Raw genomic sequence first — 17,471 nt, forward strand, 5'->3', positions numbered from 1 at the left:
GTTTCCGCTTCCAGCCGCCGCGGGGGCGCAAAGCGTGGCGGGAGGGGCGCTCAGGCGTCGTCGAAGAGCGTGGGCACCGCCACGGAGCCGACGGCGTCAGGAGGCGGAGTCAGGCCGAGGTGCGCCCAGGCGGTGGCGGTGGCGACGCGGCCCCTCGGGGTGCGGGCCAGCAGCCCCTGCCGCACCAGGAAGGGCTCGGCCACGACCTCGACGGTCTCCGGCTCCTCCCCCACGGCCACCGCGAGCGTCGACAGGCCCACCGGGCCGCCGCCGAACTTGCGCAGCAGCGCGTCGAGCACGGCCCGGTCGAGCCGGTCCAGCCCCTCGGCGTCCACCTCGTAGAGGTTGAGCGCCGCCGCCGCGACCTCCCGGGTGATCACGCCTTCCGCGCGGACCTCGGCGAAGTCGCGCACCCGCCGGAGCAGGCGGTTGGCGATGCGGGGCGTGCCGCGCGAGCGGCGGGCGATCTCGAGGGCGCCCTCGTCCGGCAGCTCCACCGACAGCAGCCGCGCCGAGCGCCGCAGCACCTGCTCCAGCTCGGCCACCTCGTAGAAGTCCATGTGGGCGGTGAAGCCGAACCTGTCGCGCAGCGGCGCGGGCAGCAGTCCCGCCCGGGTGGTGGCCCCGACCAGCGTGAACGGGGCGATGTCGAGGGGGATCGAGGTGGCGCCGGGACCCTTGCCGACGACGATGTCCACCCGGAAGTCCTCCATGGCGAGGTAGAGCATCTCCTCCGCCGGGCGGGCCATGCGGTGGATCTCGTCGATGAACAGGACCTCGCCCTCGGTCAGCGTGGACAGGATCGCGGCGAGGTCGCCCGCGCGCTCCAGCGCCGGGCCCGAGGTCATCCGCAGCGGCGCGCCGAGCTCGGAGGCGATGATCATGGCGAGCGTCGTCTTGCCGAGCCCGGGGCCGCCGCTCATCAGGACGTGGTCGGGCGGGCGGTTGCGGCGCAGGGCGCTCTCCAGCACCAGCGACAACTGCTCGCGCACCCGGCCCTGTCCGATGAACTCGTCCAGGCGCCGGGGGCGCAGCGCGGCCTCGATCGCCCGCTCGTCGCCCTCCGGTTCCGGCGACACGAGATCCCGCTCGAAGCTCACTCGACACCATCCGCTCGACCCGCCGGGATCCGTCCGCTTCCCGGTGAAACTTTCATCGAACCATCAGCCCGCCACGCGCCCCGCACGGCGCGCGAGGCGCGGCCCTTCACGAGGTCACCGCACGCTCAGCGCGCGCAGGGCGGACTTGAGCAGCGCGGCCACCCGCGGGGTGCGGCCGGCGGCGACCTCCGCCTCGGCCTCCGCGCTGACCGCCGCGACCGCCTCGTCGGCGTCCCTGGACGAGTAGCCGAGCCCGACCAGTCCCGCGTGGACCTGGTCGCGCCAGACGGGCGCCGCCGCCGCGCCGTTGATCGCGGCGTCGACGGCCGCCGCCGGGGTGCCGAGCTTGTCCTTGAGTTCGAGCACGATGCGCTGCGCGCCCTTCTGGCCGATGCCGGGCACCATCGTCAGGGCCTTGATGTCGGCGCTCGCCACCGCGACCCGCAGCGCGTTGGGCGCGTGGACCGCGAGCATGGCCAGGGCCAGGCGCGGCCCGACCCCGCTGGCCGTCTGCAGCAGTTCGAAGACCGTGCGCTCGTCGTCGGAGGCGAAGCCGTACAACGTGAGCGATTCCTCGCGGACGACGAGCGAGGTCGACAGCCGGGCGGGTTCGCCGACGCGCAGTCCGGCCAGGGTGCCCGGGGTGCAGTGGACGAGCATCCCGACGCCGCCCACCTCGACCACGGCGCTGTCGGCTCCGATCGCCGCCACCTGCCCCGCAACGGATGCGATCACCGCGTGCTCCCTCCCCGGTCCGGACGCCCGGCCGCGACTTCGCCGGGCCTCCCAGTCCTACCAGAGCCCCCAGAGCCCCCAGTGCCAGCAGTGCCAGCAGTGCCGGCAGCGCCCGCACCCCCGGAACGGGCCCGGGCCAGGGCGTCGGCCAGGCGGTTTTGCACGCCGCCGCGCCAGACGTGGCAGATGGCCAGGGCGAGCGCGTCGGCCGCGTCCGCGGGCTTGGGCATGGCGTCGAGTCGCAGCAGCCGGGTGACCATCGTGCCGACCTGCTTCTTGTCGGCGTTGCCGTTGCCCGTGATGGCGGCCTTGACCTCGCTGGGCGTGTGCAGCGCGACCGGCAGCCCCCGCCGGGCCGCGCAGACGATCGCGACGGCCGACGCCTGGGCCGTCCCCATGACCGTACGGACGTTGTGCTGGGCGAAGACCCGCTCGACGGCGACCGCGTCGGGCCTGATCTCGTCGAGCCAGCGCTCGATCTCCGCCTCGATGACGACCAGCCGGGACCCGATGTCGTCGTCGGCCGGGGTGCGGACCACCCCGACCGACAGCAGGCTCAGCGGCGCGCCGGGACGGCCCTCCACGGCGCCGAGACCGCATCGCGTCAGCCCCGGGTCCACGCCCATCACCCGCAGTTGGGGCAACCGCACCGGCACGCCTCCCTGATCCCGGCGGCGCGGCCGCCGCTGCGCCGAACATCTGTTCGGTCGGTCATGCTATCGCGATCAGCGGCCGCGCGGGCGCGTCAGAAGTAGTCGATCATGTACGCGGCGCAGCCGAACGCGGCGTCCAGTGCGTCGTCGGCGTCGGGAGAGCCGCCGCTCAGCAGGCCGGCGCGGCGGAGCGTGGCCGTGGGCACGCCGGCGAACAGCGCGGACATCCCGCCGATCGTGAGCCGCGTCGCGTCCTCGTGTGCCCCCTCACCACGCGCCGCGTCGGGCCGCGTCACGGAGCCGGCGCCGCCGTCCACCCGCAGCACCCACGTGCCCGCGTTGCCCGGGCGCCGGGAGTCGGTCACCTCGACGGGGGTCTCGACGCGGACCCCTGCGGGGAAGCCGCGCCCCTCGACCGCGGCGGGCAGGTCGATCAGCCGGAACATCCACCGGGTCTGGGTGACCTCGTCCTTCGACCGCTCCCGCAGCATCCAGAGCACCGGGTCGGCGGGGTCGACGCAGGCGGTCACCGACTTCGCGACGGTCGAGGCGCTGCCGACCATCGACCACAGGGCCCTGGCCGTCGCCTCCGACCCCGCCAGCAGGTTGTCGACCTCGATGTCCCCGTCGCTCCACCGGTAGACGACGAACCCGTCCTCGGCCAGGTAGCAGAAGTCGTCGTCGTCCTCCAGCCACAGCCGCCAGGTCCGCTCGTCGAAGCACAGCGGCCCGCTCGCGCGGGTGGCGGCGTGCACCCTGCCGATCAGAGCCACGAGCTCGGCCGCGTCGGCGGGGCCCATGCGGCGCAGCTTGACCGCGCCGGCCGGGCCGCCGGGGCCGCCCAGCCTACGCAGCGCCTCGGCGGGCACGGTGATCCGCTGGAGCACGCCGGCGTGCTCGTAGCCCGCGCTCCTGTACACCGGCGTGGTGGCCGGGTAGAGCGCGGAGACCGCGTGGCCGAGCTCCGCGCAGCGCTCGATGGCCGCGTGCGTGAGCGCCCGGCCCACACCCCTGCCGCGGTCCTCAGGCGACACCGTCACACCCGCCACGCCGCCCATGGACAGGGGACGGCCGTGCCACCACTGGACGTACGGGTTGATCCTGGCCGTGCCGACGAGGCGGGGGCCGTCGAAGGCGCCCAGGTAACGGCCCTCGGGCAGCATCGGGGAGACGAGCTTGCGCCAGGTCTCGGCGCCGCCGCCGGACAACGGGCCGAAGGCGCGCCTGCGGTTGTCGAGGACGGCGTCCAGGTCGTCGCTCGTGAGATGACGGATTTCCACAACCGGCCAAGCTATGCGGGCCCCGGCGGCCTCTGCCACCGGTTTTCCGCCCCCTCGCGGATCTGGGGCCGAGGCTCTCCGCCGATCCGGGGCCAGGGCCCGTGCCCGCCTCCGGCGTCAGGCCTCGACCTTCTCCATGACCTCGTCGCTCACGTCGAAGTTCGCCCAGACGTTCTGGACGTCGTCGCTGTCCTCGAGCGCGTCGATGAGCTTGAAGATCTTGCGCGCGCCGTCCTCGTCCAGCGGGACGTTGAGCGTCGGGACGAAGCTCATCTCGGCCGACTCGTAGTCGATGCCCGCGTCCTGCAGCGCCTTGCGCACGGGGATGAGGTCGGAGGCCTCGGAGATCACCTCGAAGTTCTCACCGAGGTCGTTGACCTCCTCGGCCCCCGCCTCGAGGACGGCCATGAGCACGTCGTCCTCGGTCAGCGACCCCTTGGGGACGATCACGACGCCCTTGCGGTTGAACATGTACGACACCGAGCCGGGGTCGGCGAGCGAGCCGCCGTTGCGGGTCAGCGCCACGCGCACCTCGGACGCCGCGCGGTTGCGGTTGTCGGTGAGACACTCGATGAGGACCGCGACGCCGCCGGGGGCGTAGCCCTCGTACATGATCGTCTGCCAGTCGGCGCCGCCGGCCTCGAGGCCGCCGCCGCGCTTGCGGGCCCGCTCGATGTTGTCGATCGGGACCGAGTTCTTCCTGGCCTTGGTGATGGCGTCGAACAGCGTGGGGTTGCCGTCCGGGTCGGGCCCGCCGGTCCTGGCCGCGACCTCGATGTTCTTGATGAGCTTGGCGAAAAGCTTGCCGCGCTTGGAGTCCAGCGCCGCCTTCTTGTGCTTCGTCGTCGCCCATTTGGAGTGGCCGGACATCGCCTAGAGCTCCCTCACCATTTCGACAAAATACGAGTGCACTCGCGCGTCGCCGGTCAGCTCCGGATGGAAGGACGTCGCGAGCAACGGTCCCTGTCGGACCGCGACGATCCTATCCCCAGCTTCGGTGCGGCCCAGCACCTCCACGTCGGGCCCCACGGACTCGACCCAGGGCGCCCGGATGAAGACGGCCCTGATCGTCCCGCGCCCGGCGAAGTCGAGATCGGCCTCGAACGAGTCGACCTGGCGGCCGAAGGCGTTGCGCCGGACCACCATGTCGATGCCGCCGAGCGTCTCCTGGCCCTCGATGCCGCCCTCGATCCGGTCGGCCAGCATGATCATCCCGGCGCACGAGCCGTAGGCGGGCATGCCCTCCTTGATCCGCAGCCGCAGCGGTTCGAGCAGCTCGAAGATGGTGGCGAGCTTCCACATCGTGGTCGACTCCCCGCCCGGGACGACCAGCGCGTCCACTGCGGCGAGCTCCTCCTGCCTGCGCACCGGCGTGGCGGTCGCGCCCGACTCCTCCAGAGCGCGGATGTGCTCGCGCACGTCGCCCTGCAGGGCGAGCACGCCGATCTTGGGTGCGGACGTCACGGTTTCCCTTCCTGTGGTGACCCTGTTCAGGGTATGGCCACGGTCTTACGCGCCCAAAACGATAAATCAGACACCGGCGCTCAGACACGACCCAGCTTGGCCAGGGCGGGGAGGGCGCGGGCGATGGCCGTGCGCTCCTCCGGGGTCAGCGCGCCCAGCCGGCCGGACAGGTAGGCGATCCTGGCCTGCCGTACGGCCCGGAGGCGGTCGCGGCCCTCACCCGTCAGTTCGACGGTGCGCACCCGCGCGTCGGAGGCGTCGGTGCCCCGCGCGACGAGACCGGCCTCCTCCAGGCGGTTGACCTGCACGCTCATCGTCGGCAGCTGCACGCCGTGCTCCTCGGCCAGGTCGGTCATCCGGCACGCGCCGTCCTCGAGGGAGCCGAGCACGGAGTACTGCTGGGCGGTGACCGGCTGTCCCGCCGTCGTACGGCGCAGCAGCATCACGATGTGGCGCAGCTCGCGAGACAGGTTCTCGGCGAGCCGTCCGGTGTCGTCGGTCGTCATAGCAGGTCACCATAACGGTGGCCGGCCCGGCGCAGACGAAGCGGGCGGCGCCCCCGGAAGGGGGACGCCGCCCGCTCGGTGCACCTGCGCGCGCCGTCAGGGGCGCTCGGTCTCCTGCCGCACGGTCTCCTCCACCATGTCCTCGACCGTGATCTCCCGCCGCGCCGCGATCGAGGGGTCGAGCGGGCGCAGGTAGGTCTGCTGCACGCCGGGCACCCTGTCCTCGATCACGAACGTCGCCCTGGTGCGCACCTCGGAACCGGGGGCCGAGACGACGGGCACCACTTTGAAGTCGGCGGTCAGCGCGTCCTTGTCGATCTTCGTCAGGACGTAGCCGCGCTGGTTGTTGTAGAACTTCAGGTGGGGGTTGATCTTCAGGAACGGGTGCGCCGCCGGGTCGGAGTCGGCCCCGTCGCCGGTGGTGCTGATGGAGGTCGTCACCAGCTCGGACCCGACCGTGGGACCGGTCGGGTCGTCGTAGTCCAGCTTCAGGTCGCTCGCCCAGTGCGCGTGCACGTCTCCCGTGAGCACGACCGGGTTGCGCACGCCGGCGTCGATCCAGCCCTGGGTGACACGCCGCCGCGACGCGACGTAGCCGTCCCAGGCGTCCTGGCTGGTGATCTTCGCCGGCCCGGCGTTGTTGTCGCGCTGGGCGAAGAAGACCTGCTGGCCGATGACGTCCCAGCGCGCCCGCGACCGGCGGAACCCGTCGAGCAGCCACGCCTCCTGCTCGAAGCCCATGATCGAGCGGGCCGGGTCGACCGCCTCGGGGCAGTCCTTGTAGCCGTCGCCGCAGCCCTGGTCGTCGCGGAACTGCCGGGTGTCGAGCATGTGGAAGTTCGCCATCGCCCCCCACCCGACCCGCCGGTAGAGCTCAATGTCGACGCCGCGCGGCACCGAGGTGCGGCGCAGCGGCATGTTCTCGTAGTAGGCGCGGAAGGCGGCGGCCCGGCGTTCGAGAAAGGTGGGCTGCTCCTCCGGGTGCTCCGGCATCTCGTCGGCCCAGTTGTTGTCCACCTCGTGGTCGTCGAAGACGACCAGCCACGGCGCGCCGGCGTGCGCGGCCTGCAGGTCGGGGTCGGTCTTGTACTGCGCGTGCCGCTGGCGGTAGTTCGCCAGCGTCGTCGTCTCCGGCCCCTCGTGGTCGCGCACGTTGCCGCCGGCGGCGACGTAGGTGTTCTTGGTGTACTCGTACTGGTAGTCGCCCAGGTGGAGGACCAGGTCCGGGTGGTCCTCGGCCAGGCGGCGGTAGGACGTGAAGTAGCCGTGCTCGTACTGCGCGCAGGACACGAAGGCCATCGTCAGCGGGCCGCCGAACGACAGCGGGTGCGGCGCGGTCAAGGCCCTGCCGGCCGGTGAGACGTACGGCCCGACGCGGAAGCGATACCAGTACTCCCTGCCGGGTTCCAGGTGGTCCACCTCGACGTGGACGCTGTGCCCCCATTCCGGGCTCGCCTCGGCCACGCCCGCCCGCACCACGCGGCGGCAGCGCTCGTCGGCGTAGACCTGCCACTGCACGGCGAACGCCCGCTGCGGCACGCCGCCGAGCCCGTCCTCGGCCAGCGGCTGCGGGGCGAGGCGGGTCCAGATCACGAAGCCGGCGTGGTCGGGGTCGCCCGAGGCCACGCCGAGCGTGAACGGGTCGGAACGCAGGCCGCGGGAGGCGAGTTCGCCCGCCGCCTCGGGCGTGGGCGTGGGGGCCGCCGAGGCGGCGGCGGGGATCGCCGTGACGGCGCCCGCGGCGAGTCCGGTGACGAGGAAGGAACGACGATCGAGGCCGGGCAATTGGGCTCCCTGTGACGATCAGAGGCGGGACGCCCGCAGCCTGACGATCGATCGTGACAGGAGAGTAAAGATCGGCGGAACGATATCGGTCCCACGAAAGGCGACATCACCGCACCGTCGCCCCAAATCCGACATAAGCCTCAAATAGCAAGAACGCCCGGCTGGGATGTCCCAGCCGAGCGTCCGTCCCCTGGTTTCAGGGAATGTCTACCAGCCGCGCTCGGCGAGGCGGTGCGGCGCGGGGATGTCGTCGACGTTGATGCCGACCATCGCCTCGCCCAGACCGCGCGAGACCTTGGCGATCACGTCGGGGTCGTCGTAGAACGTGGTGGCCTTGACGATGGCGGCGGCGCGCTTGGCGGGGTCGCCGGACTTGAAGATGCCCGAGCCGACGAACACGCCCTCGGCGCCGAGCTGCATCATCATCGCGGCGTCGGCCGGGGTGGCGATGCCGCCCGCGGTGAACAGCACCACCGGCAGCTTGCCGGTCTTGGCGACCTCGGCCACCAGCTCGTACGGCGCCTGCAGTTCCTTGGCGGCGACGTACAGCTCGTCCTCGGGCAGCGAGGTGAGGCGCTTGAGCTCGCCCCGGATCTTGCGCATGTGGGTGGTGGCGTTGGAGACGTCGCCGGTGCCGGCCTCGCCCTTGGAGCGGATCATCGCGGCGCCCTCGGTGATGCGGCGCAGCGCCTCGCCGAGGTTGGTGGCCCCGCACACGAAGGGGACGGTGAACTGCCACTTGTCGATGTGGTTGGCGTAGTCGGCCGGGGTGAGGACCTCGGACTCGTCGATGTAGTCGACCCCGAGCGCCTGGAGCACCTGGGCCTCGACGAAGTGGCCGATCCTGGCCTTGGCCATCACCGGGATGGAGACGGCGCTGATGATGCCCTCGATCATGTCGGGGTCGCTCATCCGGGACACGCCGCCCTGGGCGCGGATGTCGGCGGGGACGCGCTCCAGCGCCATGACGGCGACGGCTCCGGCGTCCTCGGCGATCTTGGCCTGCTCCGGGGTGACGACGTCCATGATGACACCGCCCTTGAGCATCTCGGCCATGCCGCGCTTCACGCGGGCGGTGCCGACGGCGGTGGTCTCGTTGACTTCGGGCGTGCTGCTGGACACGGTGATACCTCACGACGGCGGGCCTACGGAATCCCCTCCATGGTAGGCGCTGGCCGATCCCGCACCCGACGCACCCATCTGTCAGAGTCGATCAGGCGTTTTGTCCATCATGGTGCGACGGGCTTGCGCGAGGCGAGCACGACCCAGACCTGGCCACGGGCGAACGGCATGGGCGTGCCGTCGGCCATGGTGTAGGTCGTGCCCTCCTTCTCCGAGGCGCGCGACCACTTCACCCGGTAGGCCTGGCCGTCCCTGAGCACGACGCCGGTGCCCTTGCCCACCGTGTGCACGAGCGGGGTGTAGCTGCCGGTGAAGTCGTGGAACTCCGAGCGGTCGGTCTTCACCCACTGGATGACGATCGTCGGGGCGCCCTGCTGGCCGCCCTCCGCCGCCATGTCCTTCTCGCCGTCCTGCGTCACCAGCCAGCGCTTCTGGGCGGCCGACCAGGCGAACGTGAAGCGGGCCGCCGGATAGCGGACGCTGACGCTCTTCTGCGGCGTACCCCCGGCCGGCGGTTCGTCGGAGAAGACGAAGCCGATGTCGTCCGCCTTGCTCGCCTGCGGCGCCTTGGCCAGCAGCTTCCTGGGGCTGCCGATCAGGTTGTACGGCGCGACCCGCCCGGCCGCGCGGGTGTAGGCGCCGGGGACCCGGCTGTCGGACACGTCGAACAGCGAGGCCTTCTGGACGAAGGGGATCATCTTCGTCTGCACGCCGGAGTAGGCCAGGGCGGGCTTGCCGAACATCGGGAGGATGTGCAGGTCGGAGATGCGGGCGCTGCGGACCGGCCCCACCTGGGCGGGCAGCTTCGAGGAGAAGATCGCCATGAGCCGGGTGAGCCCGCCCTCGACCTGCTCGACGAAGACGACGTCGGCGCTGCGCAGGCCCATCTGCGGCTTACCCGCGTGGGTATTTTCGATCTTCACGGCGAGGACCGGCTTGCGGGCGGCGACGGGGCGGCCGGTGAACGGATGCTCGGGGGGCGGCGTCGGCGACGGGGACGCCAGCGGGCTCGCGTCCTGAGATTGAGCGGCGGGCTTGTCGTCGCCCGAGCACGCGGCTCCGGTCAGGATGACCGCCATGGCCAGCGTGAAGCCGATCCCTGCCCGCACCGTACCCGCTCCTCCCGGTGGAGAGCCCCCGCCGCCAGGCACGACGGACCCGGCCCACGCAGACCCGTTGACCAGCATGGCAATGAAACGGCATGAGCTTACCGGGATCAGACCGAAATGCCCGACAAAAAGTGACTATCCAGTAGCGAGGGATTCGGGCGGTTCGTCGTCGATGTCGAAGAAACGGGGCGGATCGGTGTGCCCGGCCAGACGCAGCGTGCGGGCCAGCCAGCGCCGCTGCGCCGTACGGGTGACGCCGGCGGCGTTGTTGTAGAACCGGCGCGAGTAGACGACCTTCGCGACGGCCGTGTCCAGCTCCTCCAGCAGCGCCGCCCCCGCGGGATGCTCGGCCAGCTTCTCCCGGAACCGCTCCTGGTCGACCACCGCCCGCAACGTCCTCGACAGGTCGCTCTCGGCGTGCTCGCGCTCGTCCGGCCCCGCCGTACGGGCCTCGTGGGCGGCCGCGGCGAGCACCAGCGAGGTGGCGGGGTCGAGGATGCGCGAGCCGGCGAGCTCCAGGCAGACCGCGGCGCGGCGCAGCAGCGCGGCGTCGAGCGCGGCCTGCGCGGTCTCCAGGCGGATGTGGAGACGGTCGAGCCGCCCGGCCCGCCAGGAGACGTAGACGGCGAACAGCACGACGACCACGGCCGCCACGAGGATCAGGGTCGTGGTCACGCCGGCACCTCCCCGTACGCGGCCTGATCGCTGCGGATCGTCATGGCAGCACGTCCTCCACCACGCCCGCGCTGGCGTGGGCGACCGTCTCGTAGACGCGCACGACCTCCCGCGCGACCGTCGACCAGTCGTACTTCCACACCGCCTGGCGGGCCTCGTCGGAGAGCTTCGCGCGCCGCTCGGCGTCGTCGAGCAGCCGGGCGGCCTCCCTGGCCAGGGCGGCGGAGTCCCCGGTGGTGAACAGCGCCCCCGCCTGCCCCTCGCCGAGCACGCGCCGGAAGGCGGGGATGTCGCTGGCGAGGATCGGCGCCCCGGCCGACATGGCCTCGGTGAGCACGATGCCGAAGCTCTCCCCGCCCAGGTTGGGCGCGCAGAAGACGTCCACGGAGTGGTAGGCGCGCACCTTGTCGGCCTCGCTGACCATGCCGAGCAGCCCGACCCTGTCCCGGTACTGCCTGGGCACCCGCCCGAGCACGTCGTCGGGGTCGCCCGGGCCGGCGATCAGCAGGCGCAGCGCGGGCCGCTCGGGGGCCAGTAGGGCGAACGCCTCCAGCAGCACGGCCAGGCCCTTGCGCGGCTCGTCCATCCGCCCGAGGAAGCCGATCACGTTGCCGTCCGGGCCCCAGCCCGGCAGCGGCTCGCCCTCGGCGTACCTGCGCACCGTGACGCCGTTCGGGATCAGCACCGCGTCGCCGCCGAGGTGCTCCACCAGCGTCTTGCGGGCGGCGTCGGAGACCGCGATCCTGCCTGTGATCTTCTCCAGCGCGCTCTGCAGCATCGGCGCGGCCACCGACATCGCCCGCGACCGCTCGTAGGAGGCGTGGAACGTCGCCACGATGGGCCCGCGGGCGACCCAGCAGGCGAGCACCCCGAGGGACGGCACGGCGGGCTCGTGCACGTGCAGCACGTCGAACCCGCCCTCCCTGATCCACTTGCGCACCCGGTTGGCCGACAGGAACCCGAACGCCAGGCGCGCGACCGACCCGTTGTACGGCACGGGCACGGCGCGGCCCGCCGGGGTCACGTACGCCGGCAGTTCGGCGTCGTCGGCCGCGGGGGCGATGACGGACACCTTGTGCCCGTCGTCGATGAGCGCCTCGGCGAGGTCCCTGATGTGCGCCTGCACGCCCCCGGGGACCTCCCAGGTGTACGGGCAGACGATGCCGACGTTCACGACCCGGCCCCGGCGCGGGGCTCCAGGTCGTCGAGCCACAGGCGCTGGAGCATGTGCCAGTCCTCCGGGTGCTCGGCGATGCCCTTCTCGAACACCGCCGCCAAGGCCTGGGTCATCACCCTGACCTTCTCCTCCCGCGTCCCCTCGGTCGGGACCGGGATCTCCTCGTGGATTCGGATGCCCCAGCCGTCCCCGTCGAACCACAGCACGGCGGGCAGCAGCGCGGCGCCCGTCTGGATCGCCAGCACGGCGGGTCCGGCGACCATGCGCGTCCTGGCGCCGAAGAACTCGACCTCGACGCCGGAGGCGGTCAGGTCGCGCTCGGCGGGCAGGCAGACCGGCTTGCCCTCGCGCAGCCGCTTGGCGAGCGTGCCGAACGCCATGGCGCTGCCGCCGTCCCTCGCGGTCAGCGGCAGCACCTCCATGCCGAGTCGCTCGCGGTAGGCCATGAAGCGCTCGAACAGCGACTCCGGCTTCAGCCGCTCGGCGACGGTGGTGAAGCGGTGGCCCATGTGGACCAGCCAGGCCCCGGCGAGGTCGTAGTTGCCCATGTGGGGCAGCGCGATCACCACTCCCCTGCCCCGGGCGAGGTTGTCGAAGATGTGCTCGCCCCCGGTGGCCCGGGTGCCGTCGAGGATGCGCTCGCGGGTGTAGGCCGTGAAGCGGAACGACTCCATCCAGTACCGGAAGTAGGAGCGCATGCCGGCCCGGCTGAGGTCGCGCACGCCGGGGTCGCCGGGGTCGCCGCCGACGACGCGGGCCAGGTTGGCCTCCAGGCGGAGCACGGACTTGCCCCGCCTGCGCCACAGCCGGTCGGCGAGGACCCGGAAGAACCAGGCGGCCAGCCGTTCCGGCACGTATCGGACCACGGCCCAGCCGACGGTGTACGCCGCCGCGACCAGCCGGTCGGCGAGCGGCGCCGCGCCGGGTCGCGGGGGCCGCCCGGGGGGTGAGCCGGCCGTGCCCTTCATCTGACCACCGCCTGTCTGTAGACGTGCACCATCCGCTGGACCACCGTGACGGCGCTGGCGGCGGCGAGCAGCCAGAGCCCGGCCGCCAGGACGTACGGCACGCCGAGGCCGGACAGGCCGGCCGCGACGAGCACGACCACGAGACGCTCCCCACGCTCGGCGATGCCGACGTTCGCGGTCATGCCGAGGCCCTCGGCCCTGGCCTTGGCGTAGGAGACCAATGCTCCCGCGACGAGACAGAAGAGCGCGACTGTCGCGAGGACGATCTCGGGTTCGTCCTTGAGGACGAAGTAGAGGATCAGCCCCGAGAAGATCGAGGCGTCGCCGAGACGGTCGAGCGTGGAGTCCAGGAAGGCGCCCCACGTGCTCCCCTTGCCCGTCATCCGGGCCAGCACGCCGTCCAGGAGGTCGGCGAGCACGAAGAACGTGATGACGAGCGTTCCCGCGAACAGATGCCCGAGCGGGTAGAAGACGAGAGCCGAGACCACCACTCCGAGCGTGCCGATCGTGGTGATCACGTCGGGCGAGATCCCCCAGCGGGCGAGGGCTCGCCCCAGCGGGGTCATGACTCGGGTGACGGCGGGACGCAGGATGTTCAACATCGCCGTCCGATCGTAGGCCATCCAGCGCCGCCGCACCTCGCAAGCACATTCCGCCGAAAAGTCTTGTGATATGCGCCACATGGGTAAAGGGTGAAGAGCACGCGCCCGCAGGACCGCGCGGAGATGTCACGGAGGTGAACCGCCGTGTCAGCCGCCGCACGGTCCTGGAAGGGCGAGGCCCCCGGGCGCGGACAGCGACGGCACGAGCGGCCGGCGCGGGGTGCGTGCCACGTGCCCATCCCGACCGCTCAGAGATTCGGGAGGCGATGTGGCCGAAAGATCAACCGGCGCGACAACAGGGGCCGCGGGCAGGGCACCCGCGGCCGATCGGCCGGACATGGTGCGCAATGTCGTGCTGGTCGGCCATTCCGGGGCCGGGAAGACCACGCTGGTCGAGGCGCTGCTCACGGAGACGGGCACCATCCAGCGTCCCGGCCGGGTCGAGGACGGCACGACGGTCAGCGACTTCGACGAGGTGGAGGTGCGCCAGCAGCGTTCGGTGAACCTGTCGGTCGCCCCCGTCGTCCACAACGGCATCAAAATCAACTTTCTGGACACCCCGGGGTATGCGGACTTCGTCGGCGACCTGCGGGCCGGGCTGCGCGCGGCCGACGCGGCGCTGTTCGTCGTCTCGGCGGCCGAGGGCGTGGACGGGCTCACCCGCATGCTCTGGGAGGAGTGCGCGCTCGTCGGGATGCCCCGAGCCGTGGTCATCACCAAGATCGACCACCAGCGCGCCAACTTCGACGAGGTCCTCGCCACCTGCCAGGACGCGTTCGGCGACGGCGTGGCGCCGCTCTACCTGCCGGTGGACGGCACCGGGCTGCTCGGCCTGCTGTCGCAGCGGCTGTTCGACTACGGCGGCGGGCGCCGGACAGAGCGGGAGCCGGACGCCGACCAGCTCGCGCTCATCGAGCAGTACCGCGGCGACCTCATCGAGGGGATCATCCAGGAGAGCGAGGACGAGTCCCTGATGGACCGTTACCTCTCCGGTGAGACGATCGACACCAAGGTGCTCATCGACGACCTGGAGAAGGCGGTCGCCCGGGCCGGCTTCTACCCGGTCCTCGCCACGGCGCCCGGCGTCGGCATGCTGGAGCTGCTGGAGATCGTCACGCAGGGCTTCCCCTCGCCCCTGGAGCACCCGCTGCCGAAGATCACCTCGATCGACGGCAAGCCGTGCAGGGAGATCACCGCCGATCCGGACGGCCCGCTCGTGGCCGAGGTCGTGAAGACCACGAGCGACCCGTACGTGGGACGGATCAGCCTGGTCCGGGTCTTCTCCGGCACGCTGCGACCGGACATGACGGTGCACGTCTCCGGCCACGGCCTGGCGGAGCGGGGGCACGAGGACCACGACGTCGACGAGCGGGTGGGCGCGCTGTCGTCGCCGCTCGGCAAGTCGCAACGGACCGTGGGCAAGTGCGTCGCCGGGGACATCTGCGCGGTCGCCAAGCTGTCGCGGACCGAGACGGGCGACACGCTCTCGGACAAGGACGACCCGCTGCTGGTCGAGGCGTGGACCATGCCGGAACCGCTGTTGCCGGTCGCCATCAGGGCCAGGTCGAAGGCCGACGAGGACAAGCTCAGCCAGGCCCTGAGCCGCCTGGTGGCGGAGGACCCGACCCTGCGGCTGGAGAACAACGCCGAGACCCGCCAGCTCGTGCTGTGGTGCATGGGCGAGGCGCACTCCGACGTCCTGCTCGACCGCCTGGCCAAGCGGCACGGGGTCGAGGTCGAGAAGATCGACCTGCGCGTGCCGCTGCGGGAGACGTTCGCCGGAAAGGCGCAGGGCCTGGGGCGCAACGTCAAGCAGACCGGGGGCCACGGGCAGTACGCGATCTGCCACATCGAGGTCGAGCCGCTGCCGTCGGGCGGCGGGTTCGAGTTCGTCGACAAGATCGTGGGCGGCGTGGTGCCGAGGCAGTTCATCCCGTCCGTGGAGAAGGGCGTGCGGGCGCAGATGGAGCGCGGGGTCGTCGCCGGCTATCCGATGGTCGACGTGCGCGTCACGCTCTACGACGGCAAGGCGCACTCGGTCGACTCCTCCGACATGGCCTTCCAGATCGCCGGTCAGCTCGCGCTCAAGGAGGCCGCGTCCAAGGTGGCGACGCACCTGCTCGAGCCGGTGGACGAGGTGTCGGTGCTCGTGTCGGACGAGTACGTCGGGGCCGTGATGTCCGACCTGTCCTCCCGCCGTGGCAGGGTGCTCGGCACCGAGCCGGTCGGCACCGGCCGCACGCTGGTGCGCGCCGAGGTGCCGCAGCTGGAGATCACGCGGTACGCGATCGACCTGCGGTCGCTGTCCCACGGGGCGGGCACGTTCAGCCGCTCCTTCCTGCGGTACGAGCCCCTGCCCGCCCACCTTGCCGACAAGGTGGCCGCGGCGGGCGAGTAGCGGCCCGATCGCAGCGATTCCGAGCGATCCGGAGACCCCGGCGGCCCGCCTCCCGTCCGCCGGGGTCTTCGCAGCTCACGCGCACCGTCGCCGGCGCCGGGTTTCGCACGTCCGGGGTAAGGGGAGCCCCAGAGGGTGCCCCGCGTCACATCCGCATCACAAGTTCATTTCGTTTTTCTGGCTAAACCGCTCTTTTGCCGATGTAAGACTTATGGCCGGACTTACTGGCAAATCGGAGGGGTAGCCACGTGACCGAGCGGAGACAGGTCGTCCGCCCGTTGATCGCGACCACCGTCATCGCCGCCGTCGCCGTGGGAGCCGCCTACACGTTCGGCCCCGGCGCCCAGGCCGAGAAGGTCGGTGCCGAAAAGGCCGGCCGCTCGGCGGTGCCGAAGGCGACGCGGCAGCACGTCGACGCGGAGACGCTCACGGCGGCGGACACCTGCGCCACCAGCGTGAAATACCCCAAGCGCCAGCTTCGCGGCGTCTGGATCGCCACCGTGCACAATCTCGACTGGCCGTCGAAATCGGGGCTGTCGCCCGACCGGCAGAAGGCCGAATATGTGAAGATCCTCGACAACGCGGTCAATCGGCGTCTGAACGCGGTGTTCTTCCAGGTGCGGCCCGCCTCGGACGCGATCTACCGCTCGTCGATGGAGCCGTGGTCCCAGTGGCTCACCGGCGCGGCGGGCAAGGACCCGGGCTGGGACCCGCTGCCGTTCCTGGTGGAGGAGGCCCACAAGCGCGGCCTGCAGTTCCACGCGTGGTTCAACCCCTACCGGGCGGCCGACTCGGCCTCCTCGAAGCTGCCCGCCGGGCATCCGGCGCTGCTACATCCCGACTGGGCCGTCAAGCACGAGGGGAAGCTGTACTACAACCCCGGCCTGCCGCAGGTGCGCGACTGGGTGACCAAGGTCGTGACGGACGTCGTCAAGCGCTACGACGTCGACGGCGTCCACTTCGACGACTATTTCTACCCCTACCCCGGCCAGGGCACGCGGTTCGCCGACCAGGCCGCGTACAAGAAGTACGGCAAGGGCCTGACGCTGGCCGACTGGCGGCGGCGCAACGTGAACCAGCTGGTCGCCCAGGTCTCGCAGGCGGTCCACACGGCCAAGCCGTACGCCGCCTTCGGGATCAGCCCGTTCGGCATCTGGCGCAACAAGGCCGAGGACCCGGCGGGCTCGGACACCAAGGGCATGTCGGCCTACGACTCGATCTACGCGGACGCCAGGGCGTGGATCAAGGCGGGCTCGGTCGACTACGTGATGCCCCAGCTCTACTGGCCCCGGGGATTCGCCGCTGCCGACTACTCCGTGCTCGCCAAGTGGTGGGCCGACGCGGTGAAGGGCACCGACGTCGACCTCTACATCGGGCAGGCGCTCTACCGGGTGGGCGCCGCCGACACCCCGGCCTGGACCAAGGCGGGCGAGCTGCCCGCCCACCTCACGCTGAACCGCAAGTATCCGGAGATCTCGGGCGACGTCTACTTCAGCGCCGCGCAACTGGTGAAGAACCCGCTGGGCGTGCTCGACCGGATCGTGAAGAGCCACTACGCCCACCCGGCGCTGCCGCCGATGCTCAGGCAGGGGCCCGCGCCCGCGGCCCCGCGCGGGGTGAAGGCGGCCGGCGGGACGCTGACGTGGCAGGCCCAGCCGGGCGCCCAGTCATACGGGATCTACCGGGTGACGGGCCAGGACGCCTCCTGCGCCACGGCGGACGCGCGCAACCTGGTGGCCGTCGTGCCGGCCTCCCAGGCTCCGTCGTACGCCGCCGGCGACCCGGGCGCCTACTACGTCACCGCCGTCGACCGACTCGGCAACGAGAGCCCCGCGACCCGGGCGGCCTGACCCCGGGCTGGGGCCCTCCCCTCCGCCGGGACGGGTCGTCGCGGATT

The 17,471-nt window shown here is 71.8% G+C and carries 16 protein-coding genes; 2 read left to right on the forward strand and 14 right to left on the reverse strand.

Going from position 1 to position 17,471, the window contains the following annotated elements; genetic code table 11:
• Positions 1 to 50: 50 nt before the first annotated feature.
• From ruvB to pgsA, 14 genes are all read right to left on the reverse strand, one after another.
• Positions 51 to 1,100: a Holliday junction branch migration DNA helicase RuvB gene (gene ruvB, locus QSK36_RS29770; protein WP_183537184.1), complete on the reverse strand. Its 1,050-nt coding sequence runs from the start codon at positions 1,098 to 1,100 to the stop codon at positions 51 to 53.
• A 114-nt stretch (positions 1,101 to 1,214) separates the two neighbouring features.
• Positions 1,215 to 1,835, reverse strand: coding sequence for a Holliday junction branch migration protein RuvA (gene ruvA, locus QSK36_RS29775; protein ID WP_285784652.1), 621 nt, complete (start codon positions 1,833 to 1,835; stop codon positions 1,215 to 1,217).
• Entirely contained in the window at positions 1,832 to 2,470 is a 639-nt protein-coding gene (ruvC, locus tag QSK36_RS29780) for a crossover junction endodeoxyribonuclease RuvC (protein ID WP_285784783.1), read from the reverse strand. The genes ruvA and ruvC overlap by 4 nt, the downstream gene beginning before the upstream one ends.
• Before the next feature lie 110 nt (positions 2,471 to 2,580).
• Positions 2,581 to 3,768, reverse strand: coding sequence for a GNAT family N-acetyltransferase (locus QSK36_RS29785; protein ID WP_285784653.1), 1,188 nt, complete (start codon positions 3,766 to 3,768; stop codon positions 2,581 to 2,583).
• A gap of 117 nt (positions 3,769 to 3,885) precedes the next feature.
• The gene (locus tag QSK36_RS29790; protein WP_183537180.1) at positions 3,886 to 4,638 is read right to left on the reverse strand and encodes a YebC/PmpR family DNA-binding transcriptional regulator; all 753 of its coding nucleotides are present in this window, start codon (positions 4,636 to 4,638) and stop codon (positions 3,886 to 3,888) included.
• Between the two features lie 3 nt (positions 4,639 to 4,641).
• Positions 4,642 to 5,232 (reverse strand): pyridoxal 5'-phosphate synthase glutaminase subunit PdxT, encoded by a 591-nt coding sequence (pdxT, locus tag QSK36_RS29795; RefSeq protein WP_139575029.1) that lies wholly within the window; start codon positions 5,230 to 5,232, stop codon positions 4,642 to 4,644.
• Positions 5,233 to 5,312: 80 nt separating this feature from the next.
• Entirely contained in the window at positions 5,313 to 5,738 is a 426-nt protein-coding gene (locus tag QSK36_RS29800) for a MarR family winged helix-turn-helix transcriptional regulator (protein ID WP_183537178.1), read from the reverse strand.
• 96 nt (positions 5,739 to 5,834) lie between these two features.
• Positions 5,835 to 7,523 (reverse strand): alkaline phosphatase D family protein, encoded by a 1,689-nt coding sequence (locus QSK36_RS29805; protein ID WP_285784654.1) that lies wholly within the window; start codon positions 7,521 to 7,523, stop codon positions 5,835 to 5,837.
• Positions 7,524 to 7,730: 207 nt separating this feature from the next.
• Complete coding sequence (gene pdxS, locus QSK36_RS29810) at positions 7,731 to 8,645, reverse strand: pyridoxal 5'-phosphate synthase lyase subunit PdxS (RefSeq protein ID WP_285784655.1); 915 nt, start codon at positions 8,643 to 8,645, stop codon at positions 7,731 to 7,733.
• Between the two features lie 107 nt (positions 8,646 to 8,752).
• The gene (locus QSK36_RS29815) at positions 8,753 to 9,754 is read right to left on the reverse strand and encodes a DUF3048 domain-containing protein (protein WP_285784656.1); all 1,002 of its coding nucleotides are present in this window, start codon (positions 9,752 to 9,754) and stop codon (positions 8,753 to 8,755) included.
• A gap of 135 nt (positions 9,755 to 9,889) precedes the next feature.
• Positions 9,890 to 10,429 (reverse strand): hypothetical protein, encoded by a 540-nt coding sequence (locus QSK36_RS29820; protein ID WP_183537172.1) that lies wholly within the window; start codon positions 10,427 to 10,429, stop codon positions 9,890 to 9,892.
• 40 nt (positions 10,430 to 10,469) lie between these two features.
• The gene (locus QSK36_RS29825) at positions 10,470 to 11,603 is read right to left on the reverse strand and encodes a glycosyltransferase family 4 protein (protein ID WP_183537170.1); all 1,134 of its coding nucleotides are present in this window, start codon (positions 11,601 to 11,603) and stop codon (positions 10,470 to 10,472) included.
• Positions 11,600 to 12,574: a phosphatidylinositol mannoside acyltransferase gene (locus QSK36_RS29830; RefSeq protein WP_285784657.1), complete on the reverse strand. Its 975-nt coding sequence runs from the start codon at positions 12,572 to 12,574 to the stop codon at positions 11,600 to 11,602. The genes QSK36_RS29825 and QSK36_RS29830 overlap by 4 nt, the downstream gene beginning before the upstream one ends.
• The gene (gene pgsA, locus QSK36_RS29835; RefSeq protein ID WP_139575037.1) at positions 12,571 to 13,176 is read right to left on the reverse strand and encodes a phosphatidylinositol phosphate synthase; all 606 of its coding nucleotides are present in this window, start codon (positions 13,174 to 13,176) and stop codon (positions 12,571 to 12,573) included. The genes QSK36_RS29830 and pgsA overlap by 4 nt, the downstream gene beginning before the upstream one ends.
• A 268-nt stretch (positions 13,177 to 13,444) precedes the next feature.
• On the opposite strand from pgsA, the gene QSK36_RS29840 reads away from it, so the two are divergent.
• Positions 13,445 to 15,574 (forward strand): elongation factor G-like protein EF-G2, encoded by a 2,130-nt coding sequence (locus QSK36_RS29840; RefSeq protein WP_139575038.1) that lies wholly within the window; start codon positions 13,445 to 13,447, stop codon positions 15,572 to 15,574.
• Between the two features lie 248 nt (positions 15,575 to 15,822).
• Positions 15,823 to 17,424: a glycoside hydrolase family 10-like protein gene (locus tag QSK36_RS29845; RefSeq protein WP_285784658.1), complete on the forward strand. Its 1,602-nt coding sequence runs from the start codon at positions 15,823 to 15,825 to the stop codon at positions 17,422 to 17,424.
• Positions 17,425 to 17,471: the final 47 nt, after the last annotated feature.

Origin of the sequence: Microbispora sp. NBRC 16548 (assembly GCF_030268985.1) — a bacterium.
In the GTDB taxonomy this organism is placed as follows: domain Bacteria; phylum Actinomycetota; class Actinomycetes; order Streptosporangiales; family Streptosporangiaceae; genus Microbispora; species Microbispora catharanthi.